Source organism: Marinobacter alexandrii, assembly GCA_039984955.1.
Taxonomy (GTDB): domain Bacteria; phylum Bacteroidota; class Bacteroidia; order Cytophagales; family Cyclobacteriaceae; genus Ekhidna.
Window position 1 is genome coordinate 819,873 of the sequence record JBDWTN010000007.1, and the last position, 24,690, is coordinate 844,562.

Consider the following 24,690-nt stretch of genomic DNA (forward strand, 5'->3'; position numbering starts at 1 on the left):
AACTTTGTATTCCACCTGTACAATGCTATATACGAGCAAATAACCCGACCTAATTAACCATTAATCTCTGTAAAGGCATTATCTAATTTTTTATCAAGCGTCCAAAGATTCAGATTGAATTCGAAACAAGCAGAAAGCAAAGCGCAATCAATTAAGCCTACACCTTTAGCATAAAGTCTATACTCATTTGATAGTTGTCCTGCTTTAATGAATAAATCCTCTTCATCAATTTTAGGAAGGCTTGACCATATAATATCTAATATCTCTTTCTCTCGTCTATTCTTTACACCCTGATACAGCTCTCCAAAAACGACAGACAATGTATGGACATCCTGTTTCTTAAGATAAGTCTTTAGAATGTATGACAAATCTTCGTCATCCTTTTTAAGGAAAGAAATCCATACAGAAGTATCTACTAATATCATCGATTCCTATTGACCTTACGGATACCATATGCCGTGAAATCCTCTCTAAAAACTAAAGGCTCCCTGTCAATTTCATCCAGCACATCGTAAATTTTTTTTGAACTTACATAATGCTGAAGTGCTATGATGAGGCTTTCGGTAATATTTTTCCCTCCAGAAGTTTTCTGTACTTCTTCAATCAATTTATCAGGGATGAGAGCTGTTACTTTCATAATTATTAAATTTATCGTATCAAATATACGATAAAAATATAAATTGGATACGAAAATAATTACCTTACTAACTGATCAACATTCATCTTATACATCTTACCAATAGGAACTGTATGATCCTCAATGAATATTCGATTCCCTTCAATACTGTGAATATGCTGAGTGGCTACTGCAAATGATTTGTGTACCTGAATAAAATTTTCTTCTGGCAGTGACTCCAGTAGATCTGAGATTTTTTCTCTGACTGTAACAACCTCTTCTTTCAGTACTACCTTAGCATAATTACCAACTGATTCCATATACAAGATATCATCCACATTAACCTGTGTGTATTTCTTATCGGCTCGAAGGAATATTGTAGTAGACCTGGATGCAACCTGCTTCTCAACAGTAACCTGCTTCGCTTCGACTGAACCAGTAGCTTTATTGACAGCCTTAAGAAATCGCTCAAAGCTGAATGGTTTGAGTAAGTAGTCAGTCACATTCAATTCATATCCTTCGAGTGCAAACTCACTGTAGGCAGTTGTTACGATGACTTTGGGCGGGTTTGATAATGTTTTCAGGAAATCAAACCCCTTTAGCTTTGGCATATTTAGATCAAGGAATATGAGATCTACCTCATTTGAATTAAGATAATCCAGAGCCTCTAGTGCATCGTAGCAATTCTTTTGCAAATCCATATTGGGCAAAAGGTCACAGTATCCTTTAATGATATCATGCGCCACATACTCATCATCAACAATCAGGTATTTGATTTTCATTTCTTCAAAGTTAGCTGCGCCTTATAAATATCCCCTGATGAAGAGATACTTAATGAATGCCTCCTGGGATAAGCAAGTTCTAGTCTTCTTTTCAAGTTTTTGATACCTATACCTTTCTCTTCACTCAGTGCTTCTTTATCAAAGTTGTTTTCAATGGTAAAATGAATCTCTGAGTCGCTTGTGCTAAGGTATATTTTCACATAGGCCTTTTCTCTTAAGTTTTCTACGCCATGCTTGAATGCATTTTCTAAGAGAAGAATAAAAAGCAGTGGCATTACTTTGAGGCTTTCATCGATAATATGATGATCAAATTGAACATCAATCTTCTTGCGGTATCGCATTTTATGTAACTCAATGTAGTTTTTCAGATAATCAATTTCCTCCTTGATAGTTACGGTTTCTTTTTCTCCTTCATAAATACTGTAACGCATCATATCTGAGAGCTTCAGCACCAATTTTCCAGCTTTCTTCGGATCAGTTTCAATAAGACCATAAAGGTTGTTAAGTGTGTTGAAGAAAAAGTGTGGGTTTACCTGACTTTGTAAATGCAGAAGTTCAGTCTTTGATTTTTCATTCTTGAGTCTTAGTAACGATCTGATTTGCCAAATCAGCCAAGGAGTAACTATCAGGATAGTAAAGAAAAATGTGAAGACAACAACTTGGAGCTCTGCGTCCTCAGCAATGCCAGCTATAATCAAGAGAATGAAGTAGGTAAGGATGATGAATCTTAGTGCGTGTCTTTTTACAAATCTTATCATGACTCAATTTTAGTCAACTGCTTTACCCCTTACAAAGAAGTTGATAAACAGTCAATCACCGTGCATAAACTTATCAGATTTAGTGATGAAATGGCTTCAAATCCCCAACGAGTGAGTATATCATCGACTTTTAGCTGTTTGTCCCACTAATTTTCACTCCCTACTACTCTAATTCATGTTTGCTCAACACTAATTCAAAATCAAAATGAGCACACTTAAAATTCAAGGTCTTTCAAAGACATACGCAAACGGAGTAAAAGCACTTAATAACATTTCACTAGATATCCCCACCGGAATGTTTGGGCTATTGGGTCCAAACGGGGCTGGAAAATCTACCTTGATGAGGACAATCGCAACGCTGCAAGAACCAGATTCAGGTTCGATCACACTAGGCAATACTGATGTACTTACCCAAAAAGATGAAGTAAGGAAAGCATTAGGTTATCTACCTCAAGAATTCGGAGTTTATCCAAAAATATCCGCTGAGGATTTGCTTAATCATTTAGCTGTACTCAAAGGAATAACCGATAAAAAACAGCGAAAAGAAATTGTAAGAATCCTCCTTCAAAAAACCAACTTGTATGAAAAAAGGAAGAAAAATCTAGGAGGATATTCAGGTGGAATGAAACAGCGGTTTGGGATCGCTCAAGCCTTGCTTGCCAATCCGAAGCTAATTATTGTCGATGAACCCACAGCTGGTTTGGATCCTGCTGAACGAAACCGATTTTACAACCTTCTAAGTGAAATTGGCGAGAATACGGTTGTCATTCTTTCGACTCACATCGTTGATGATGTAAAAGAGCTATGCACCAATATGGCCATCATCAACCATGGTGAAGTATTGCTGACCGGAAATCCGCTTAAGCTTATCCATCAACTAAAAGGCCGCATCTATCAAAAGACCATCCAAAAGAATGAATTAGAAAATTACCGAGCTCACTACACGGTCATTGCTGATAAACTCTTGCATGGTCAACCTGTGATTCAAATCATAAGTGAGGAAAGTCCGGGAGATGGATTCCTACCTACTCAAGCCAATCTGGAAGATGTCTATTTCTCTCAGATTTCGAAAAACTAACATTTGATTCATGAGTCAACCTGAAACTGCCTTGCCGGCAATCAGGCTTGTTTCAGGATCTAAATCAATAGCTGATCAAGCACTATGAGTTCTGAAATAAATTCAGAAAATGCTACTTAAACTATCAAAAAACTAAAATTTAAACACAACATATCATGTGGTACGAAATTTTCAAATTCGAATTAAAATATAGAGCTAGACGACCAGATACATATATCTACTTCATCATTCTATTTCTTTATTCAATCATAGCTGTTGACGTCATTTTTGAAGGGCAGCTCGATCCTTTGAAAAGAAATGCTCCAATCGTGATAGCACGAACCATGGGTATTATCTCAGCGCTCTTTATGATGGTAATTTCAATGATTATGGGTGTCTCCATATTAAGAGATTTTGATCACCAAATGGAGTCTTTAATGTTTGTAAACCCGATTAAAAAAAGTGACTATCTACTCGGCAGATTTTTAGGTTCTTTCATGGTACTCATTTTCATTTTCATCAGTGTGCCATTAGGCATGGCTATTGGAGACTTCATGCCATGGCTAGATTCAAGTAAGCTTTTGCCATTTGATGCATGGTACTACTTACAACCATTTCTTTTTCTGGTGATACCAACTTTGTTTTATGGAGGAGCTATCTTCTTTGTAACTGGAGCATTGAGTCGCAAGCTCCTGGTGGTTTATACACAAGGTTTTTTCTTTCTCGTTATTTACCTCCTTTCTATCAGTTTGGCAGCTGGAGCTGAGGACCTCACATTGACTGCTCTCTTGGAACCATTCACTTTTCAGAGCATTAGAATATCAACACAAGCATGGACAACAATTGATCGTAATTCGCTCATGGTTCCAATAGAGGGTGTTCTTTTATCTAATCGTTTGATCTGGAGTGGCATTGGAATACTGGCTCTTCTGGTTGGTAACTATTTCTTCAAGTTTAGCGTGATTCAAGGAAAAGCTTCTCGGAAGCAGTTGACCAGAAAACAAGATACAAGCACAAGCACAAAAGACCTTTCTCAGATCAAAATACCATCCTTCCGAATCCAGCATGGTCTTAAATCAAGCTTAAGACAGCTTCTTCGACACGCAATCTTCAACTTCAAATCTATCCTTAAGGAAGTTCCATTCTGGACAATCGTTCTTTGTGGTACAGGGATTCTAGTCATAAGCTCCTTCGATGTAGGCACAACATTCGGTGTAGATAGTTACCCAAAAACCTATCTTATTGTGGGTGAGCTGATGGAAAACACCATTCTATTCTTCCTTGCTATTGTAATATTCTATTCCGGAGAATTGATTTGGAAAGAACGAGATGCCAAGATCAGTGATATAGCTGATGCACTACCTATGTCTGATTTTATTCATATGGCTGGTAAATTCATTGGACTTATTCTTACCTATGTTGTAATAATGCTAGTCATGATAATAGCTGGAATATCTTTTCAGGCATCTAATGGCTACTATCAGTTTGAACTTGACGTCTACTTCAGCGGACTATTTGTAGAGATATTTCCATTTCTTGTCTTATTGACTTTTATAGCCTTCTTTTTTCAGTCTATTGTAAATCACAAGTTTTTAGGACACCTGGTGGTGGTAATATTTGTCTTCGCATCCACACTCTTGCTTGCTATCCTGGGCCTTGATCATGGGCTATATTCGTTCGGAGGAGGAGCGCTACAAACATACTCCGATATGAACGGGTATGGTCATTTCCTTACTCCCTATCTATGGTTCAAAGTCTACTGGACCTTATTTGCTCTGTTGATGTTCGTAGTAGCTGTTGTTCTTTTTCCTAGAGGAAAGGAAACCCAACTAGTAAAAAGATTCAAAGCAATTAAGTATAGGCTGACAAGACCGCTTCTGAGTACAACAATCGTGATCCTGACACTATTCAGTTTATCTGGATGCTATATCTTTTACAATACCAATGTGCTTAATGAGTATTCATCTCAAAGTGATCAGCAACTACAACAGGTGAGCTATGAAAAAGAACTCAAGCAATTTGAGCATATGCCTCAGCCTAAGATTGTAGATGTGTATTTGGAGATGGAGCTCTACCCTTCCAATAGAAATTTTGAAGCGGAAGGATATTATATACTTACCAATACTGAAGAAGTACCCATTTCAGAAATACATATTCAAAAGCTTCCCAATGATCAAGTGACTTTAACCTATGTGGAATTAGATGGTGGCTCAAACATCAACAATCAATATGAATGGTACAGCTATTCAATACATGGATTAGTAAAGCCTCTATATCCGGGTGATTCTATAAAAATGAAATTCAAGCAAGAATTCACTTCGCATGGATTTCAGCAGAGATCTGGAAGCGATATTGTCTATAATGGAACCTTCTTTGATAATTTCTATTTCCCCACGATTGGATACAACAATGACATTGAACTGAGAGACAATGAGGATCGCTCAGCGTATGATTTAAATCCAAAATCTATCAAACCAGCAATCGATGATCCGTTTGGATTAAAAGAAGGAAGATCAGACGGAGATGGTGAGGAAATAAATTTTGAAATAATCATTGGTACGGATGGTGATCAAACTGCCGTTGCACCTGGATACTTACAAAAGGAGTGGAAAGAAAATGATCGAAATTATTATCACTACAAAATGGATAAGCCTATGTCTAATTTCTACTCCATCGTATCTGCCGAGTATCAAGTAAAAAAGGATGAGTGGAAACCACAAACTGATAGTTTAGGCGATAAGGTGAGTCTTGAAATCTACTATCATGAAGGTCATGAGTATAACCTGGATAGAATGATGAAGGGAATGAAATCTTCCTTTGACTATATGAGTCAAAATTTTGGTGCTTACCAATATCAACAGATGAGAATTTTAGAAGTGCCGGTTTATGCAAGCAAAGCCCAATCCTTCCCCAACACGGTCCCATTTTCGGAAGACCTAGGTTTTGTAATGAATATAGATGATCAAGAAGATGTGGACATGGCATTTTATGTCATAGCGCATGAGCTAGCTCATCAATGGTGGGGCCACCAGGTAAATCCAGCTCATGTACAGGGGCAATCGATGATTAATGAATCTCTGGCTCAATATTCTGCACTTATGATATTGAAAAATGAGTTTCCTGAAAGCAAGGTTGTGCAATTAGTGAAATCGGAGAGAAAGAAGTATTTCAAAGGGCGCAATAGAGAAAGATCGAAGGAGATGCCAATGAATTTGGTAGAGTCAGGACAATCTTATGTTTACTACGCCAAAGGGCTTGTCAATTTCTATGCTCTTCAAGACTATATTTCAGAAGATAGTGTCAATGTAGCACTGAGACGATTCATTAAAGATTGGGATAGTTTTGATGGCTTGATTAAGAAGCAAACGGATAATTACCCAACCACCATTGACCTCATTAGCTACTTCCGAGATGTGACTCCTGATAGTCTTCAATATGTGATTAGTGATCTATTCGAGACCATTACTACCTATGAAAATGTAATCAGAGATAGCTGGCATGAATCATCTAATAATGGTAAATACTTAGTTAACCTTACTACTGATTTTAAGAAGTATCAAGCAGATAGTTTAGGTATCGATGTACAAGTAAACCTAAATGACTGGATTGAAATTGGCATCTATGCTGAGGATGAAAATGGCAATGAAGAACTCATTTATTGCAAAAAGCATCTCATTAAAGAATCGCTGAGTGAGTTGCAAATTGAAGTAGATAAAGAGCCAACAAAAGTGGAAATTGATCCCAAACTCAAACTATTGGATAGAGATATTAGGAATAATGTAAAGACCCTTGAAGAAAAAAGCTGACGATAATATCATAAATGCCTCGGAGAAATCTGAGGCATTTTTGCACTTAAATATTTTTATTTTCAACTAGCCCAAATCTGACAAGTAAAAGGGGTTTAAGCTCCAAATAGATAGGTTATTCTATTTAACTGTTTGATTTTTAACCCAATCATCTGATTTAATAATTTATTTATATTGGCTTGTTGTAAATAAAAATTTGCTGGAAAATTACAAGCTCGATACTGACAAAAACTCCTTTATTGCCCTCCTAAAAAAAGGGAATAAAATTGCTCTCGAAACACTGTTCAAGCTCTATTATGACAAGCTATTACACTTATCAAAAAACTATTTGACTCGAGAGGAAGATGGAGAAGAAATCGTTCAAAATGTATTCCTCAAAATGTGGGAACAACGAGAAAAGCTAAAAGATGTATCCAATATCAATAGTTACCTCCATACCATGACCAAAAACGCTTGCTTGGATTATTTGAAGCATGAAAAAGTCAAGCTTGGATATATTGAGCAGAACTTACTTAACAAAACAACCATTAACTATCAATTCCTCAAAGATGAAGCAGCATCGTTGTTATTAGAAAAGGAGCTTGAACAAAAAATATTGCAAAGTGCCGAATTACTTCCTGAAAAATGCAAAGAAGTATTCATGAAAAATAAACTAGAAGGTTTAAAAAGGTCTGAAATTGCTCAAGAATTGGGTATCTCGCTCAAAACAGTTGACAACCACATCTCCAAAGCGATAAAACACATGAAATTCCAATTAAGGGATTTTCTCACCCTTTTTTTATAAAACTTTCACTACCGGATAGGGACAAATTTCATTTCAGTCGTCTTTAATGCATAATCCATGTTATGCAAGACCAAGCTATTTTAAAATATCTTAAGGGTATTACCACACAGACAGAAGAAAAAGAGATTCAGGATTGGATTTTAGCTTCTGACGAGAATGCCAAAAAATTTAACCTCTTAAAAGCACAGTACATCGCTTCTACTTTTGAAGAGACAACAAAAAAAGTAGATATAGATAAAAAATTCTCCAGCTTTTTGACAACTATTGACTCTACTCCTACCTACAAATCTCGCAATCTGATTCCTTTTCTGAAGTATGCGGCTATGATCAGTATAGTCATTGGATTCGGATTTCTTTATTCTGTAGGTTTTTTCAAAAGTGAAACAGGAAAGCTTGTTATTCCAGAGGAGGCCATCATCCTTAATTTGAGTGATCATGAAGCAAAAGTCATTACGTTTCGGCTTAATGCGAAGATAGTAGATGCGAAAGGTAAAGTACTGGGTACTCAATCCGGCAATACCATTACTTATCGTAAAAGAGATCCGAATCAAAGTGAAAAGAGCCTGAGCTACAACACACTCAATGTTCCATATGGCAAGAGATTCAAAGTAGTATTGTCTGATGGCACTCAGGTGCATTTAAACGCTGGTAGTTCTCTGAAATATCCTGTGGAATTTATTCGTGGAAATAATCGTCAGGTATTTTTGGATGGCGAGGCATTCTTTGATGTAGCAAAAGATTCGGAACACGCATTTATAGTAAATGCAAATGAACTCAATGTAACCGTTCTTGGCACACAATTCAACGTGTCTTCATACCCCGAAGATGAATTCATAAGAACAGTATTAGTTGAAGGTTCAGTTAGTCTCTCCGAAGATGAACAGAATCTAAATGCAACAAGACTCAAACCTGGACATCAGGCCATCTGGAATAAAGAAGACAAAAACATTTCGATTGAGGAAGTAAGTACTTCGCTTTATACCTCGTGGATTAACGGAAAGATTGTCTTCAGGCATATGCCATTCAAAAACATTATAAAGAAGCTAGAGCGGCATTACAACGTGGTAATTAATAGCAACAATACGGCGCTAAACGAAGAAACGTTCACTGCCAGTTTTGATATAGAGACCATCGAACAAGTATTGGAAGCATTTAACAAGAACTATGCTATAGGATATACTATAAAAGACAATCAAATAATTATCAACTAAACTAAAAAGAACACTTATGAAGTAGAAAATGACAACTAATTAAAAAAACGGTCACACGCTTTGTCCCAGAATCGGAAACGATGAAAAGGGATAAAAAAATCGGAAAATGCTGGAACATTTCCCGACTATATAAGTGATCGAAATTCATCAATCACAAACCAAATACAAAAGTATGAAAATTTTTATAGAGCTACTGAAGCTCACTCCTTTTCGATTTAAAATCGATTTAAAAATGAAACTTACTTCTCTCTTAATCTTAAGCTCGCTATTTCAGGTCTACGCCAGTGATACATTTGGACAAAAGACCATTGTCACCATGGATCTTGAAGATGTGAGCGTAGAGAAGGTATTAAGTAAAATAGAGTCTCTCACAGAGTTCAAATTCCTTTACAACGACAAAGAGGTTGACTATAGGAGAAAAGTCTCCGTAGTAGCGAAAGAAGAATATCTTTCAGACATTCTCGAAAAACTATTCGAAAACACAAATACAACCTTTGAAATCTTCGAAGAGCAGATTGTATTAAAACGAAAGCCACCTGCAAAAAAGGAAATCGTTCTAGTAACTATATCAGGAAAAGTGACTAGTGAGGATGGTGAAGGATTGCCGGGAGCAAGTATTCAAATAAAAGGTACCCTAAATGGCGTTCAGACAGACATTGATGGAAACTTTAGAATTGAAGCTGAAAAAGGTGCCATATTATCTATTTCGTATGTAGGTTTCGTGTCTACTGAAGTAGTCGTTGATGATAGAACATTCATCAATGTGGTGCTGCTTGCAGATTTGGCCCGACTAGGAGAGGTCGTCGTTGTAGGATATGGAACTACGACAAAAGAAGCGTTGACGGGCTCTGTAGGTACTGTGGAGGCAAAAAGAATAGCTAACCAGGTGCCGACAGTTAATTTAGACTATGCACTGCAAGGTCAGGTCTCTGGCGTATATATTTCAAGCGCCACTGGTCAGCCAGGTGCTGCATCCAGGGTAAGAATACGTGGTACGTCTTCTTTATTCGGGTCTAACCAGCCTCTATATGTCATAGATGGAATACCTGTAGTGCCAAATAGCAACATCCCTGTTGGAGGCGCTGAAGGTGGAAGGTTAGGAGATCAACTGGATCAACAAGGTATAAGTACGCCTTTGGGTAATATCAACAATGCAGATGTTGAATCCATAAGTGTATTGAAAGATGCGTCAGCAGCCGCCATATATGGTTCTCGAGCTGCCAATGGTGTCATTATTATCAACACAAAAAAAGGAACCTATGCATCTGCACCAAAATTTAATGTTGACTTTTCAATTAGTTCACAAGAGGCTAATACGCTAACGGTACTCAATGCAGCACAATTTAAGCAGGTCTGGACCACTGCTGTTGAAAACGGCAGTTCTGCTGATATATTCGCAACCAGTATTTTAGACGAAAGTTATTTTGGTGATGCAGACACTAACTGGGAAGATGAGATCAGCCCAGGCAATCCACTTACTACTACCTTCAATATCAATGTAGTTGGAGGGTCAGAAAAAACGCGATACAGCACATCTGTTGGCATCAATAATCAGGATGGAGTCTATGATGGGATTGGTTTTGATCGCTACTCATTTAACCTAAACCTCGACACTGAGATGAATGAAGTTTGGACGTTTGGATCTAAACTTAATCTATCTCATACAGATCAAAACTCAGCTGACAGATCATTGACTCAGTTGACCTATGATTTCAGACCAGATCTACCTGTTTATGATGAGGAAGGTAATTTTTCATTTTCACCTCAGTATACTCAAGAAAACCCTGTTGCAAGGTTAAAATCATCAACAAGTAATAAAACGCTACTTGTTTTAGGTTCCTTTTATACTCAACTAAAAATAGCAGAAGGGTTACATGTCAAAACTCTTTTTGGCATGAACTACAATGCTGGAAATCAAAAAGCATTCTACCCAAGATTCACCTCAAGAGGAGGCTGGGACAGAAGATTTGGTGATGGTGATGGATATGCTCAAGAAAGTAGAAGCAGGTTCACAAACGTATTATGGCAAAATACTCTGACCTATGACAAGATCATAAATGAACACAACATAAATACAGTAGTTGGTGCGTCTTTCGAAAAAGCCAGTACTTCAAACAACAAAACATGGGGTGAAGGATTCTCCAATGATGTATTGAGCAACATTTCCAATGCAACCGTGTTTACCAATGGTTCGTCGGACGAAAATGGCTCTGGGCTAGCCTCTTATTTTGGACGAATGAATTATGGATATGATAATAAATACTTACTTACACTATCAGCCAGAGTAGATGGCTCTTCAAAGTTTGCTGTAAATAATAAGTATGCCTTTTTTCCAGCTGCAGCAGTCGCATGGAGGGTTTCTGAGGAACCCTTTCTATCTGGAATAAGACCTATCGATGAACTCAAGTTGCGAACAAGTATTGGTAGAACAGGCCAGCAAGACTTTGGCCCTTATGTGTGGAGAACATTGTTTGAATCTTCCAATTATGGAGGAGAGCCTTCAGTCATCTTATCTCAACTTGGGAATGATCAATTAAAATGGGAAACAACTGATCAATTTGATGTTGGTATAGACGTTACACTGTTTGAAGGTAGGCTATCGGGTGTATTCAATTATTACTCTAAAGAAACTCATGATGCCCTTTTCACCGCCATCACGCCAGGAAGTACCGGAACTGGTAGAGTCATAGCAAATGTTGGAGATACCAAGAACACAGGGATTGAGATAGAAATTAGAGGAGACATTATAGATAAGCCCAATCTCAATTGGAATGTCTCTTTTAATATCAGCAAAAATCGAAATGAACTCACAGCCATTTCTGATGACTTCAAGGATGAAGATGGATTTCTTACCGGATTCGGAGGCGGAGGAAGACTTAGAAAAGGAAGTCCTATCGGTCTGATCTATGGATATGTAGCTGAAGGAATCATTCAGACGCAAGAAGAAATTGACGCCCTGAATACCTCCTCCCCTACGGGATTCTATCAAGATGATGAGACATCCCCCGGTGATTTGTTGTTCAGAGACATAACAGGTCCTGATGGAGTTCCTGATGGAGTCATTACTAATCTAGATCAGCAGGTAATTGGAGATACCCAACCGGACTTTTTTGGAGGTTTTAACAGTGAGTTGAGTTACAAAGGGTTTACCCTATCTGCATTCTTCACTTACTCAATTGGTAACAATCTGGAAGCATTTGCTCTGGCAAGAAGTCAAAACTTCGCCAGTACATTCATTGGTGAGAACAAAGTAATTGATGTTTTGAATGCCTGGACACCTGAAAACAGTTCCAGTGACATTCCTAGAAGTGTATACCGGGACCCGAACAACAACGATCGCACATCAAGTCATTACGTTTATGATGCGTCCTATGTAAGGTTGAAAACACTTAGCTTGAGATATTCACTACCTTCTCAGCTAACAACTAAAATGGGCATCATAAATAGCGCCTCGATCTATTTTGCAGCTCAAAATCTGTTTACAATCACCAACTATCCTGGTGCAGATCCAGAAGCTTCCAACTTATTCAACAACGATATAAGTTCAGGGAGAGACAACAATCGCTTTCCAATAGCAAGGGTATTTACTACAGGAATAAACATCGGTTTTTAATCATAAAATAAGAATCATGAAAAAAATATCAATATATATAGCAGTCCTATTTTTAATCACAGCCTGTGAAATAACAGATGTACTAGAAAATGATCCGCCAAACAATCTGGTACCAGAAAATGTCATTCTAGAGGAAAAAGATGCTGAAGCACTATTAAATGGTGTTTATAGTTTAATTATATCCAGAGTGAGTGCTTCCTATTATATGGACTATGAGCACATTCCGAGTGCTCTTATTGGCTCAATGAGTCGATCGGGAGCAGGGGTTAGCCATGATCAAATAAGGGAGAATGACCTTTTGTTTGACAATTCTATTATTAAGAATTTTTGGACAGCCTTTTACAGAGTTATGGATCAAGCAAATAACGTCATTACCTTGACTTCTGAGTTTCCAGATAATGAATTTTCTGGCAATAACAAGGCAGAAATTTTAGGCGAAGCTCGTTTTTTAAGAGCTATGGCCACCTTTGATGTCTTAAGATACTATGGTCAGTTTTATGATCAGTCTAGCAATCTGGGAATAGTGCTCAGAACCGAACCTTCGAATTTTGTAACAAGATCCAAAGAAAGAAGTACAGTAGCAGCATGTTATGAACAGATCCTATCGGATCTGGATTTTGCCATTGAAAATGCTCCTGACTTCTCGGTTACCTTTAGAGCTTCAAAGACTGCAGCAAAAGCGCTAAAAGCCAGAGTTTTATTGTTTCAAGGAGCATATGCCGAAGCTGCAGCACTAGCCGGCGAAGTAATAATGGATGGCACCAGAGATCTTGAAGCAGATTTTGCTTCTGTTTTCAGTACTGGCCTAAATTCATCAGAAATGATTTTCATGACACATAGAGATGAAAACTCCGATACTGACCAAAATAACAGAAAACGTTTTTATACAGGTAGAGCTGGCACAATGTGGTTTGAAACTTTGATGACAGGTGATCCTAGGCAGCCACTGACGTATACCAGCATTACATCAGCGGTAGGTCTGAAAGTGAATAATGTGGCCAACTTTCGGCCAACTTATTACATAAGGCTTGCTGAAATGTATTTAATTCAAGCAGAAGGGTTGGCATTTAGTGGAGCTACGCTAGCAGACAGTAAAGCACCTTTGGATATCATCCGTAATCGTGCAGGAATTGGCGACTCTCCTGCACTCACGATAGAAGATCTTCGTGATGATATCTTTGATGAAATTGTGAGAGAGCTTGCATTTGAGAATGGTAGCGAATGGTTCGCAGCTATCCGCTTTGATAAAGCAATGACACTGAAGCCTTCCATTACAAGTGTTAATCAATACATACTTCCGATACCAGAGGAAGAGATAAACGGAAACGGCAATATTTCATTAACCGATCAAAATCCTGGTTACGAATAGAATTTACTCTTCATATTTTAAGTAGAGAATGGCATTCCTGCTTACCGGCGGGGGTGTCATTATTTAAAACTGAATATCTGAATTTATACCATCGTCTTCAGTCATTCAACTGGCAATAAAAATTTGTAAGACATTCATAAATCTCACACAATGAAAAAAATCAATATTCTACTAGCTATATATCTGAGTGTTTGTGTCAACATTTTGTTGGCACAAACTTCTTTTGATCTCAATCAGAAAATTCCCATAGACCCAACAGTAAAAATCGGAAAGCTAAGTAATGGTCTCACTTATTACCTAAAACAAAATAAAAAGCCAGCCGACAAAGCAGAACTCAGGTTGGTCATTAATGCAGGCTCTGTCCTGGAGGATGAAGATCAGTTGGGGTTAGCTCATTTTGTTGAGCATATGGCATTTAACGGTACAACCAACTTTGAAAAAAATGATCTGATAGATTATTTACAAAGTGTAGGAATTGAATTTGGCGCTGACTTAAATGCTCATACAGGTTTTGATGAGACAGTATACAAACTTTCCGTCCCAACCGATAATCAAGAGATATTCAATACCAGTTTGCAAATACTTCGTGACTGGGCTGATGGCATCACATTTTCCAATGAGGAAATTGACAATGAAAGAGGCATAGTGGCTGAGGAGCTACGAGCAAGGAGTGGAGCCGGTATGCGCATGTATTATCAATCAATACCTATTCTAGCTAATGACTCAAGGTATGCAGAAAGATCTCCAATAGGCACATTGGATGTAATCATGAATTCGGAGTACGATGCTATGAAAAGATTCTATAGGGACTGGTACAGGCCTGACTTGATGGCTCTGGTATTGGTTGGAGATTTCAATGTAGAAGAAGTAGAAAAGAGCATTCAAAAACTATTCAAAAACCTAAAACCAACTACTAGAAAAAAGAGAGAGAGAATACGTTATGGTATTCCCGAAAATAAAGAACCTGCCATTGCCATCATCACTGATTCAGAAGCTACAAGCGTAAATGCATCCATTTATTACAAAAAGCAAAAAACAGAAGTTAAGACACTACAGAATTACCGAACACAATTTGTACGAGCATTATACACTGGAATGCTACGTCAAAGACTATCCGAGGTAGAACTTGGAGAAAATGCCCCCTTTTTATCAGCATTCGTTGGCATTGGTAGTTTTTTAGCTGATAAAGACAGCTACTTTTTAAGGGTAAATCTGGAAGAGGATCAGATATCAGAAGGTCTGGAAGCATTACTCATAGAAAGTGAACGAGCGAGAAGACATGGATTTACTTCGTCCGAACTAGAGCGATACAAAGCCCTACTGCTAAACAGTGCCAATACAATAAGAAAAGAAACCGGCAAACTTTCTTCCAGGTATTACTTGGAAAAATACATAGACAATTTTACGGACAAAAAACCTATTCCTTCAGACGAATTCAATTATCAATTTCTATCTGAAATTCTTCCCGATATCACTCTAGAAGAGGTAAACCAAATTGGCAAAAAATGGATCGGTGAGGAAAATATAGCCATGGTCTTAAATGCTCCTGACAAGGAATCATTGGAACTCCCAAACGAGGCACAGCTTATTGATCTCCTAAAAAATGTATCCACAAAAGAGATTGAGGCCTACGAGGACAACTTGGCAACTGTTGAGTTAATGACAACCAAGCCTGAGTCTGGCACTATCGTAGAAACAACTTACAATCATGAAATTGATATGACGAAATGGAGGTTTGCCAATGGAGTAACTATCATAGCAAAGCCTACCGACCTACAAAACAACATCATATCAATGAGCGGTTTTCGACCTGGCGGAAGCTCCATTGCACCAGATGATTTATATGTATCTGCTCGCAATGCAGGAACCATTATTGGAGCCAGTGGAATCAATAATATTTCAGCCATAGATTTAAAGAAACTCAATATGGGCATTACGGTTCGTGTCACGCCTTATATCAATTTTTATGATGATCTGTTCAGAGGTTCTAGCTCTACAACAGGCCTGGAAAGGATGCTGCAAATGACACATCTCTATTTCACCTCTCCAAACAAGGATGAAGGCGTTTTTCAGAGTCGAAAGGCAAAGATGATAGCCATAACGAAAAATACTGATGACAATCCCAACACGTTATTTGAGCATAAAATAAGTGAGGTAATGTCTCAAAATCATTTAAGATCTATTCAATTGACCGAAAAGCAAATTGAAAAAGGATTGAGCCTGGATAAAGCATTTGATTTTTATACCGAACGTTTTTCTTCAGCTAACGGGTTTATGTTCATATTTATTGGGAATTTCGAAATAGATACACTCAAAAAGCATGTAACACAATACCTAGGAAGCCTCCCATCAAATACAAGTGAAATAAGTACATGGAGGGATATTGGACTTAGACGTCCCGAAGGAGTAATCAAAGAAACCATCATAAAAGGTATTGATGAGAGAAGTAAGGTGGATATGAGATTCACAGGAACTCTTGATTTTTCTCCTGAAGAAAGAAAGAAAATGACATTACTCGCCAAGCTCTTGAGAATAAAGCTCAATGAAGAAATGAGAGAAAAAATGTCAGGGGTCTATGGGGTACAGGTTTCCGGTTTCGCAACCGACAGACCATATGATTGGTACCGCATGAATGTGCGTTTTACCTGTGCGCCAGAAAACATTGATGCATTGAAAAACAAAGTACTTGAGGAGATAGAAAAAATCAAACTAAATGGCCCTACAGCAATCGATTTAGAGAAAATTAAGAAAGCTGAGCTAGCCAACCTGAAGGATAGGAAAAAGTATAACGGCTACTGGGAAGGTATTGTAAAAAATGCTTACATATATGGTACAAATCCAGAAGAGTCACTTAATGCAGAAGAAAAAATTAAAAAACTAACTATCAACGATTTAAAAGAAGCTGCCAAGACCTATTTTGATGGAAGCAACTATGCAGAATTCATTCTTTTGCCAGAGGACAAAAAATAGAATACTCTTATACTTTCTTTATTAATGTTAGAACTAGCACTAAAGAGTGCTGGTTCTATTTTATTCATTTTCAAAAAAGCTGACGGTAGTACCAAGAGTTATTCTTATCTAACATTATTCAAACCATTATTTCTTCAAAGGTTTTGGCTTCAATGTCCTGATGTATGCTAAACTAAGTTCAAGGTATGGTTCCAATTCTTTTTGATTTTCCAACAAAATATCCGGAATGGTGACATATTCCTTCAAAAGCGGTCCTGGTTCAGGTTGATACAGAGTAGAATTATGTTTTTCTAAAAAATGCTCTCGTTCATCTTTAGGTAGCCTAATACCAACATATCCGCTTTTTGACAAAAGCGAAAACATATGCCCGTTTAGTGAAGTATAAGGAAATCCAAAATTGTTTCTTACTTCCAATTCGGGAATACTTTGAATCAATTCCTCATATAGTTTTCGTTTATCCTCGGGGATTTCTTTTACTTTTTTCTTGGTCATTTTCTAAAGATTAATAATCAAGCTTTAATTAAAAGTACAAGAGGTCATCTGTAGATAATAGTAAAAATCAGACAAACATTAAGTCCATATTATCCTACATGAAAATTTGCTAACACATTTTACATTCAGCACCCTTTCAACTAGTTTGTAGATTGCAGTTTTATCTTTAGACTAATTTAAGTGTGTATATCTATTTTACTAGCACCCAAGTTTTTAAATCAGACGTCTTGAAAAAGAGTCTAACAACCTAAAGCCGACTGCTATGAATCATTATTCAAAAAAAGCCATCCTATTTAGAACTACTTTGTTCTTTACAATTCTTACACTGAGCTTAAATGGTTTTACTCAGAGCAAAGCGGACCAAATTCCTGAACTAATCATCAAAAGTCAATCAGAAGTAGATTCGATTGCTTTTTACGCATTTATGGACCTAGCCTTAGCTTACTCATATGTAAATCTAGATTCTTCTCAATTTTTTCTAGAAAAGATGAAGAATATTGCAAATGAAAAGTACAGTAAAGACCCAAAAAAGCAAGCAAGATTTTATGAAGTCAGTGGTGAAATTCATCGAGAAATTGGGGATCTTGAAACTGCAAAAGAGCATACAAAGAAATCTTTACGCACACATCTAAAGTATGGAGCGTTGGAAAGAGTGGGATATAATTATTTGCAAATGGGTCATCATGAGGCGGATATGTATCAATACGACAGTGCTCTTGTTTACTTAACAAAAGCTAAAGAAACCTTCTCAAAGATCCAGAATAGTCATGGACTGGCAGCAACTATTGGCAACATAGGTGTTATACATAGTTACCTAGGAAATGAAGCCGAAGCTATAAAAGCTGACTATGAGATTTTAGATATTTATTTGGCTGAAGAGAAGTTCACTCATGTCGCTGTAACCCTCCAAAATATAGGAATTACATTGTTGGATATGGATGAACTAGAAAAAGCCAAAGATCACTTTTTCCAATCCATAGAGTATGCAGAAAAGGAGAATAATCAATATCGAATCGCCAAGTCATATGGGTTATTAGGAGATATTGCAGTGATACAAGAAGACTATGAAGAAGCATTTACTCTTTATAAAAAAGACTTAGCAATCAGAGAAATTCTGGGTGATCCCGGAAAAATCTATGACTCCAGAATGGAGTTAAGTAACGCCTATATCACCGCGGAAAAATGGCACGAGGCATTGAAAGTACTTATCCTCAATGAAGGACTTCTAAGCGACGTGAATGATGTGGACCATTCTCTGAGGATTGACCTATACGCTACATTAGCTTTAGTATACTCAAAGATTGGACAAAATTCTCGAGTTTTATATTATGCAAACTCGATAGATAAATTACCTATACATTCTATATCCGATGTAATTAACCGACTTAGAATATATAATTCTCTCAGGGATCTTTACGAGACGACAGGCAAGTATAAAAAAGCACTACATTATTATCAATTGAGAACTCACTTAAAGGATAGTATCTACTCCGCTGAAAACAAACAAAATATATTTGAGCTTCAAACAAAATACGAAACTGAAAAGAAGGAACAGGAAATTGCCAGCTTGCAACAAGCTGCAAAAATTCAATCATTGAAATTCAATAGCTATTTAATAGGTGGAGCTTCGCTGGTATTACTCATTATTGGTGGAGGTTTTTTAAGTTATCGGCAGTACAAAATCAAAAAGGACAAAGCCACGCTGCAACTAGAACAACGTTTCTTACGCTCACAGCTCAACCCGCATTTCATCTTCAACTCAATGGGTGCAATCCAGCAGTATATCTTGACAGAAAGCCCTGAGAAAGCTAGTGATTACATGGGTGTATTCAGTAAGCTAATGCGACAGATCTTAGAAAACTCAAGAGAAGAATTTATCCCTGTTGAAGAAGAGGTAAGTATGCTTAAAAATTATCTCGAACTTCAGAAACTACGATTTAAAAATACTTTTAAGTATGTCATCGAATTAGATGAATCGTTGGATGAAGCCTATGATGGTATACCTCCCATGTTCGCTCAGCCATTCATAGAAAATGCATTGGAACACGGCTTATTCAAAAAAGAGAAGAACGAAATAAAGATTAAGTTTTTAAGAACTTCTGACAACCTCATTCGACTAGAAATAGAAGACAGTGGCACTGGGATAACAGAGAAATTAATTAAAGCTCAGAATAATCAATCTTTAGCGACCAAAATCACACGTGAACGACTCGAAAAAATGCGATTAACAGCTAAAGCAAACCTATCGTTCAATACTGAAAATATCACCAATGATATTGGGGAAATCAAAGGATACAAAGTGAGTTTAAATTTGCCAACCAAATTAATCGCAGCATAAGACTTATGACATGCTAAATTAGATCCTCCTCTTCCAACATCTTTCTTACCTCTTTATGCTGAACCCAAAAATTTTCACTGATCTCATCAAGTGTTTTTTTGAAGTCAGGGTGACTTGAAAGTTTTAGGATTACTGGATCCTTGTCAAGAAACAAAATCAACCAATAGAAGTAATCTCTTTCTTCAGTAAATAGCTTCAAATATTCCATCCCCTTTTCAATATTTCCTTTGGCAGCATAGTAAGCGCAAAGGTTCATATTCTTATAAATGGTAGGATCGTTTTCTGCATGGGTAAGAAATTTTTCATACATCTTATTTGCCTCTTCATGTTCACCAAGTTGATCAAGCACAAAAGCAATATTAATATCCTGACTATTGTACAATTCCAGGTCTAACATTTCTTTGATGCGCATGAACTTATCATAATATATCCATGCCTCTTCATAGTCTTCCATGGTGTAGCAGACTTTCGCAACTTCCTGAATGATGTCCAGCCTCGTGGTATCCTTGGATAAAGTAGCTATAAGTTCCTGTTTGGTTCTAAGAAGATCAAAATTTTGAGCCAGCTTGATATATGTGTGGAGGTATTCCGAAAACAGGTTTTGAGGGTTAAAGTCTAATGACTTAAGCACATATTTTTCAGCTTCTTTCACAAATCCATTTTCAATCAACGCATTACTTAAATGCAGATACGTATAGCTCGCTTCTACAGAATCTTGATCAGAAATAGCGACCTGTATTCCTCGCAACGCATGTTTCAAGTAACGCTCTGTGTTTGGCAAGTAATCGTTATAAATATCTGATAATCTATTATGTACCCATCCAGAATTAGGGCTAAAGGTCAACACCTTCTCAAAGTAATTTGCAGCAAGTTCATACTGTTGGTCCTGCATATAAAACAAGGCTTTAGCAATGAGACTTTCAGGTTGCTCATCGTCAAACAAAAGTGCCTTATCAGCATAGGTGTTTATTTCTAATCCATATTGCTTATTGGCTTGAAAACGGTCCAGGTAATAGTAGCAAATGGCTGTGTAAGCATGAGCAAGTGCAAATTCTTCGTCTTCTTCAATGGCCTTCTTAAAGTATGAAATTGCTTCCAACAAATCGATATAAGAATCTTCATTGTGGGTATTTTCTTTAGTCAAATCTAGTCCCTTCAAGTAATAATCATAAGCTATCATATTTTCTGTAGGAATTTTTTCAATTCGTTGTTGTTCTTCAGGAGTTATTACTGCCTCAATCTTACTTGCGATGTTTTTGGCAACTTCCTGTTGCAATTTGAAAATATCTTTAACCTCACGTTCATATTGCTGCGACCATACGTGACGATCGTTCTTTGCATCTATCAGCTGAATGGTTAGTAATATCTGATCACCAACCTTCTGACCGCTACCTTCTACAAAGTAGCTTACGTCCAATTCTTTAGACAATTCAGGGATGGTTTTGACAGCTCCTCGATATTTTTCTACCGTTGTACGACTAGTGACATTCAGATCTTCAATTTTTTGAAGCTTGTCCAGTATCGTTTCCATCAGTCCATTGACAATGTAAACATTGGAGGAGTCATTGCTATCATTCTTGAAAGGCAGTACTGCAATGGATTTATCCAGTTCAAGCACAGTTGAATACTCTCTTGTGAGTAGTATTGCCGATACACTAGCAATCAAAGCCCCTATAACCAAAAGTAGCTTAGCCATAGTACGCCTTGGTTTGACACTAGAGTCATCCAGATGATCAATGTTAAGTTGATTTTTTTGCTCCCCCGGTGGATATCCAAACGTCTCTCTAAAGCACTTTGTGAAATAGGATGTACTGCCAAAACCTACCTTGAATGAGACTTCCGAAACAGTCAGGGAATTTGCTTTGAGCAATTCTTTGGCATGATGCAATCTTACTTGTCTGATGAAAACACTTACAGATAGACCAGATAAACTCTTTACTTTTCTTAAGAGATTCGATCGACTCATATTTAATTGCTGCGCCAGATCAGGTACTTCAAAATCTTCATCTGAGAGATTCTCCTCAACGATCGCTATGACCTTTTGCAGGAAATCATTTTCTGGATGAAGGAAATCGGCCATGTACAGTCGTGATTAAGTAGCAACAATGATCGTCAAATTAATGCCGTCCAGCAACAAGAAAACATATGCTTGCATCATAGTTTATAGTCTCAGCTCATAGTTTCAAGAGATAACTCATAGTTAACAAATCTTGTCTCATAGCTACTAACAGCCCCTCTCCTTCTTATAAGACCTTTGTGTTATCAAAAATTAAAACACAAAAATTATGAAACCATTTAAAAACAATTCTTTCGGAAAAAAGTATTCGATCATCTTAATAATGGGACTACTTGTATTTACTTCATGTGATTCCAAAGGGCAATCAGAGTCCACAAAAACACCTTCTATGACCATTCATGAAGCTGCATTTATCGGAAATGTAGAAGCGATGAAAAAACATATAGAATCAAAATCCGACTTAAACGAAAAAGATGATTATGGATCAGCGCCATTAACGATTGCGACCATTTTCAATAAGCCAGAGATTGCTAAACTCTTAATCGATGCTAAGGCAGATATAAACATAAAAAGTGGTGATGGCTCTACTCCTCTCCATTCTGCTGCTTTCTTTTGTAGAAAGGAAATAGCTCAAATGTTGCTTGATGGGGGAGCCGATGTGACCATTAGAAATAATTATGGATCAACTGCTCTGGAATCCATTTCTGCTCCTTTCAAAGAAGTTAAGCCTTTTTACGATCAGATCAGTAGAGATTTAGGTCCATTGGGTCTGAAATTAGATTACAAGCAAGTTGAGGAAACACGCCCAGTGATTGTGAAAATGATAAAAGCACGCAAATAATGATAGCTGGAAGAAGGTATGACATTGATTGGCTAAGGGTGATGGCCATAGGTTTGTTATTGATCTATCACATAGCGATAGGCTTTCAACCCTGGGGCGTATTCATTGGTTTTATCCAAACCAATGAACCCTTAGAAGCTATCTGGATCCCTATGTCTCTGCTAAACATATGGCGAATTCCTTTGCTTTTCTTTGTCTCAGGCATGGGTGTGTGGTTTGCCATACAACGCAGAAGTTGGAAAAAACTTCTTATTGAAAGATCTAAACGAATATTGCTTCCATTCATTTTTGGCATACTAGTTATAGTTCCTATTCATGTGTTCATATGGCAGAAATATTACACTCAGGAGCTTCAACATACTTTCAGTCCTGCCCACCTGTGGTTCTTAGGCAACATTTTTGTTTATGTGCTGGCACTCTTTCCTATCTTCTTTTTCCTAAAGCGGAACAGTCAGGGAATCATTAGCCAAAATCTAAAAAAGCTGTTTAGTCATTCATGGAGCCTCCTTCTTTTAATGGTTCCTTTTATACTGGAAGCAGAAATTATGGCTCCACAGGAATTTGAAGTTTATGCGATGACCTGGCATGGATTTGTGCTCGGGTTTGTCGCGTTCCTTGCAGGTTTTTGTTGTGTATTTGTAGGAGATGCTTTCTGGGAAAATGTAAAGAAGCAGCGATGGATACTGCTCATACATGCCATCCTTTTCTATCTTATTAGGTTGCTGTTTTTTGAGTTGCGAACACCAAATTATCTAATGGCGGTTGAGTCATGTCTTTGGGTTTTTACAGTCTTTGGATTTGGTTACATGTATTTGAATAAACCAAGCAGAGCACTCAGCTATTTGAGTCAAGCAGCTTATCCCGTTTACATTGTCCATATGGTATTTATATATATTGGATCATATGTCCTTTTTCCAATGGATATCTCAGTTGGTGTACTGTTTATTTTGCTAAACATTTTCACTTTAACGGGCAGTATGTTGACTTATGAATTTATCATTCGTAGAATAAAATTCCTGAGGCCTCTTTTCGGGTTGAAGAATAACGTTGATAGATTTGGCATTCCTATGGATTAAAAAAACATGATCAACCTAAAGACCAAAAGGCTGAAATTCAGGCAGTGGAAGCATGATGACTTTCAGCATATAGCTGATTTCTTTTCAAAACAAGAGAATGCTCGATTCGTGGGCGGGCTGAAAAACACCGAAGACTCTTGGCGCTTAATGGCAACATATATCGGCCATTATGAACTCTTTGGTTACTCATACCTTGCCCTCGAAGAAATATCTTCTGGAAACCTAGTTGGTGCTGTAGGCCTCTGGAATTCCGATCCATGGCCCGAACCAGAGCTTGGCTATTGGCTGTTGCCTCATGCTCAAGGTAAGGGTTATGGACTTGAAGCAGGAATAGCTGTTCGAGATTTTGCTTTGAATAAATTGAAATTAGCGAGTCTTGTAAGCTACATAGACTCTGACAATGAATCTTCTAAGAGGTTAGCGCTCAAGCTTGATGCTAAATATGAAAAGGTGATTGACCTACTCAATTTTGGACCACATGAGGTTTATAGGTATTATTAAATTCAATTGAAGATCCCTCAAGTATCTAATGATTAAACACCAACCATCTGCCAAACTACCCTTCGTTTTTGGTTAGCCATTTCCTGCACTTCAATTCTCAATGGATTCATTTTAATCTGAACCTTTACTCTTGGATTACCAAAACGATCCTGCTCAGCATATACGCCTTCTTCTTTTAGGTAATGATCGAGTGGACTCAATTCTTCAAATGGAAAATAGTTTTTATAGACAGATGTAAGTCTCTCCTTGAGATAGGTTCCGTACTTGGATTTAAGTGAAAATTGACCTGAAGTAGATTTATTTATTTTATTAATCGTATTCGTTTTCATGATTATTAGCTTTTAACGCTTTTCAAAATAAAAGGCAATAAAAGTATTGAAAGCCCCTAAATCGTTGAGTGGTACTTTACTAAAGACGAACAGTATGTATTATATAAAGTATAGGTGAAGAACTGAAAAA

18 protein-coding genes are annotated in these 24,690 nt (G+C 37.3%); 11 read left to right on the forward strand and 7 right to left on the reverse strand.

Annotation, left to right across the window (positions count from 1 at the left end; genetic code table 11):
- Nucleotides 1-53 precede the first annotated feature (53 nt).
- Genes ABJQ32_09935 through ABJQ32_09950 form a run of 4 tightly spaced genes read right to left on the reverse strand, consistent with a single transcriptional unit; the run spans nucleotide 54 to nucleotide 2,156 of the window.
- Nucleotides 54-425, reverse strand: a complete 372-nt coding sequence (locus tag ABJQ32_09935) for a PIN domain-containing protein (GenBank protein ID MEP5289960.1) — start codon at nucleotides 423-425, stop codon at nucleotides 54-56.
- Nucleotides 422-637 carry a hypothetical protein gene (locus ABJQ32_09940; GenBank protein ID MEP5289961.1) on the reverse strand — a complete coding sequence of 72 codons (216 nt, stop codon included), beginning with the start codon at nucleotides 635-637 and terminating at the stop codon, nucleotides 422-424. The genes ABJQ32_09935 and ABJQ32_09940 overlap by 4 nt, the downstream gene beginning before the upstream one ends.
- 59 nt (nucleotides 638-696) lie before the next feature.
- A complete protein-coding gene (locus ABJQ32_09945; protein MEP5289962.1) occupies nucleotides 697-1,398 on the reverse strand; it encodes a LytTR family DNA-binding domain-containing protein in 702 nt (233 codons plus the stop codon).
- On the reverse strand, nucleotides 1,395-2,156 hold the full coding sequence (locus ABJQ32_09950) for a histidine kinase (GenBank protein MEP5289963.1): 762 nt from the start codon (nucleotides 2,154-2,156) through the stop codon (nucleotides 1,395-1,397). Before ABJQ32_09950 ends, ABJQ32_09945 begins: the two co-directional genes overlap by 4 nt.
- 205 nt (nucleotides 2,157-2,361) lie before the next feature.
- Here ABJQ32_09950 and ABJQ32_09955 point away from each other — a divergent pair, with 205 nt between their 5' ends.
- From ABJQ32_09955 to ABJQ32_09985, 7 genes are all read left to right on the forward strand, one after another.
- Complete coding sequence (locus tag ABJQ32_09955; protein MEP5289964.1) at nucleotides 2,362-3,234, forward strand: ABC transporter ATP-binding protein; 873 nt, start codon at nucleotides 2,362-2,364, stop codon at nucleotides 3,232-3,234.
- A gap of 155 nt (nucleotides 3,235-3,389) precedes the next feature.
- Nucleotides 3,390-7,019 (forward strand): M1 family aminopeptidase, encoded by a 3,630-nt coding sequence (locus ABJQ32_09960; protein MEP5289965.1) that lies wholly within the window; start codon nucleotides 3,390-3,392, stop codon nucleotides 7,017-7,019.
- Between the two features lie 196 nt (nucleotides 7,020-7,215).
- Complete coding sequence (locus ABJQ32_09965; GenBank protein ID MEP5289966.1) at nucleotides 7,216-7,803, forward strand: RNA polymerase sigma-70 factor; 588 nt, start codon at nucleotides 7,216-7,218, stop codon at nucleotides 7,801-7,803.
- 62 nt (nucleotides 7,804-7,865) lie between these two features.
- Nucleotides 7,866-9,014 (forward strand): FecR domain-containing protein, encoded by a 1,149-nt coding sequence (locus ABJQ32_09970; protein ID MEP5289967.1) that lies wholly within the window; start codon nucleotides 7,866-7,868, stop codon nucleotides 9,012-9,014.
- Between the two features lie 172 nt (nucleotides 9,015-9,186).
- The gene (locus ABJQ32_09975; protein ID MEP5289968.1) at nucleotides 9,187-12,627 is read left to right on the forward strand and encodes a TonB-dependent receptor; all 3,441 of its coding nucleotides are present in this window, start codon (nucleotides 9,187-9,189) and stop codon (nucleotides 12,625-12,627) included.
- A gap of 16 nt (nucleotides 12,628-12,643) precedes the next feature.
- A complete protein-coding gene (locus tag ABJQ32_09980; protein ID MEP5289969.1) occupies nucleotides 12,644-13,996 on the forward strand; it encodes a RagB/SusD family nutrient uptake outer membrane protein in 1,353 nt (450 codons plus the stop codon).
- A gap of 150 nt (nucleotides 13,997-14,146) precedes the next feature.
- On the forward strand, nucleotides 14,147-16,966 hold the full coding sequence (locus tag ABJQ32_09985) for an insulinase family protein (GenBank protein MEP5289970.1): 2,820 nt from the start codon (nucleotides 14,147-14,149) through the stop codon (nucleotides 16,964-16,966).
- 126 nt (nucleotides 16,967-17,092) lie between these two features.
- Here ABJQ32_09985 and ABJQ32_09990 read toward each other — a convergent pair whose 3' ends face one another.
- The gene (locus ABJQ32_09990) at nucleotides 17,093-17,458 is read right to left on the reverse strand and encodes a TfoX/Sxy family protein (protein MEP5289971.1); all 366 of its coding nucleotides are present in this window, start codon (nucleotides 17,456-17,458) and stop codon (nucleotides 17,093-17,095) included.
- A gap of 262 nt (nucleotides 17,459-17,720) precedes the next feature.
- On the opposite strand from ABJQ32_09990, the gene ABJQ32_09995 reads away from it, so the two are divergent.
- Complete coding sequence (locus ABJQ32_09995) at nucleotides 17,721-19,796, forward strand: histidine kinase (GenBank protein ID MEP5289972.1); 2,076 nt, start codon at nucleotides 17,721-17,723, stop codon at nucleotides 19,794-19,796.
- 13 nt (nucleotides 19,797-19,809) lie between these two features.
- Here the strand turns inward: ABJQ32_09995 and ABJQ32_10000 are convergent, their stop codons facing one another.
- Entirely contained in the window at nucleotides 19,810-21,876 is a 2,067-nt protein-coding gene (locus ABJQ32_10000; GenBank protein ID MEP5289973.1) for a helix-turn-helix domain-containing protein, read from the reverse strand.
- 205 nt (nucleotides 21,877-22,081) lie between these two features.
- Between ABJQ32_10000 and ABJQ32_10005 the strand changes: the two genes are divergently transcribed.
- The 3 genes from ABJQ32_10005 to ABJQ32_10015 are packed head-to-tail and all read left to right on the forward strand — an operon-like array spanning nucleotide 22,082 to nucleotide 24,231.
- Nucleotides 22,082-22,654: an ankyrin repeat domain-containing protein gene (locus ABJQ32_10005; GenBank protein ID MEP5289974.1), complete on the forward strand. Its 573-nt coding sequence runs from the start codon at nucleotides 22,082-22,084 to the stop codon at nucleotides 22,652-22,654.
- Entirely contained in the window at nucleotides 22,654-23,730 is a 1,077-nt protein-coding gene (locus ABJQ32_10010; protein MEP5289975.1) for an acyltransferase family protein, read from the forward strand. Before ABJQ32_10005 ends, ABJQ32_10010 begins: the two co-directional genes overlap by 1 nt.
- Nucleotides 23,731-23,736: 6 nt before the next feature.
- Nucleotides 23,737-24,231: a GNAT family N-acetyltransferase gene (locus tag ABJQ32_10015; protein MEP5289976.1), complete on the forward strand. Its 495-nt coding sequence runs from the start codon at nucleotides 23,737-23,739 to the stop codon at nucleotides 24,229-24,231.
- Between the two features lie 32 nt (nucleotides 24,232-24,263).
- Here ABJQ32_10015 and ABJQ32_10020 read toward each other — a convergent pair whose 3' ends face one another.
- Nucleotides 24,264-24,560: a hypothetical protein gene (locus ABJQ32_10020; GenBank protein ID MEP5289977.1), complete on the reverse strand. Its 297-nt coding sequence runs from the start codon at nucleotides 24,558-24,560 to the stop codon at nucleotides 24,264-24,266.
- Between the last annotated feature and the right edge of the window lie 130 nt (nucleotides 24,561-24,690).

Bases quoted from the DNA above. Each gene is read 5' to 3' on its own strand.
- ABJQ32_09935 (MEP5289960.1), bottom strand. From the start codon at position 425: ATGATATTAGTAGATACTTCTGTATGGATTTCTTTCCTTAAAAAGGAT.
- ABJQ32_09940 (MEP5289961.1), bottom strand. From the start codon at position 637: ATGAAAGTAACAGCTCTCATCCCTGATAAATTGATTGAAGAAGTACAG.
- ABJQ32_09945 (MEP5289962.1), bottom strand. From the start codon at position 1,398: ATGAAAATCAAATACCTGATTGTTGATGATGAGTATGTGGCGCATGAT.
- ABJQ32_09950 (MEP5289963.1), bottom strand. From the start codon at position 2,156: ATGATAAGATTTGTAAAAAGACACGCACTAAGATTCATCATCCTTACC.
- ABJQ32_09955 (MEP5289964.1), top strand. From the start codon at position 2,362: ATGAGCACACTTAAAATTCAAGGTCTTTCAAAGACATACGCAAACGGA.
- ABJQ32_09960 (MEP5289965.1), top strand. From the start codon at position 3,390: ATGTGGTACGAAATTTTCAAATTCGAATTAAAATATAGAGCTAGACGA.
- ABJQ32_09970 (MEP5289967.1), top strand. From the start codon at position 7,866: ATGCAAGACCAAGCTATTTTAAAATATCTTAAGGGTATTACCACACAG.
- ABJQ32_09975 (MEP5289968.1), top strand. From the start codon at position 9,187: ATGAAAATTTTTATAGAGCTACTGAAGCTCACTCCTTTTCGATTTAAA.
- ABJQ32_09980 (MEP5289969.1), top strand. From the start codon at position 12,644: ATGAAAAAAATATCAATATATATAGCAGTCCTATTTTTAATCACAGCC.
- ABJQ32_09985 (MEP5289970.1), top strand. From the start codon at position 14,147: ATGAAAAAAATCAATATTCTACTAGCTATATATCTGAGTGTTTGTGTC.
- ABJQ32_09990 (MEP5289971.1), bottom strand. From the start codon at position 17,458: ATGACCAAGAAAAAAGTAAAAGAAATCCCCGAGGATAAACGAAAACTA.
- ABJQ32_09995 (MEP5289972.1), top strand. From the start codon at position 17,721: ATGAATCATTATTCAAAAAAAGCCATCCTATTTAGAACTACTTTGTTC.
- ABJQ32_10000 (MEP5289973.1), bottom strand. From the start codon at position 21,876: ATGGCCGATTTCCTTCATCCAGAAAATGATTTCCTGCAAAAGGTCATA.
- ABJQ32_10005 (MEP5289974.1), top strand. From the start codon at position 22,082: ATGAAACCATTTAAAAACAATTCTTTCGGAAAAAAGTATTCGATCATC.
- ABJQ32_10010 (MEP5289975.1), top strand. From the start codon at position 22,654: ATGATAGCTGGAAGAAGGTATGACATTGATTGGCTAAGGGTGATGGCC.
- ABJQ32_10015 (MEP5289976.1), top strand. From the start codon at position 23,737: ATGATCAACCTAAAGACCAAAAGGCTGAAATTCAGGCAGTGGAAGCAT.
- ABJQ32_10020 (MEP5289977.1), bottom strand. From the start codon at position 24,560: ATGAAAACGAATACGATTAATAAAATAAATAAATCTACTTCAGGTCAA.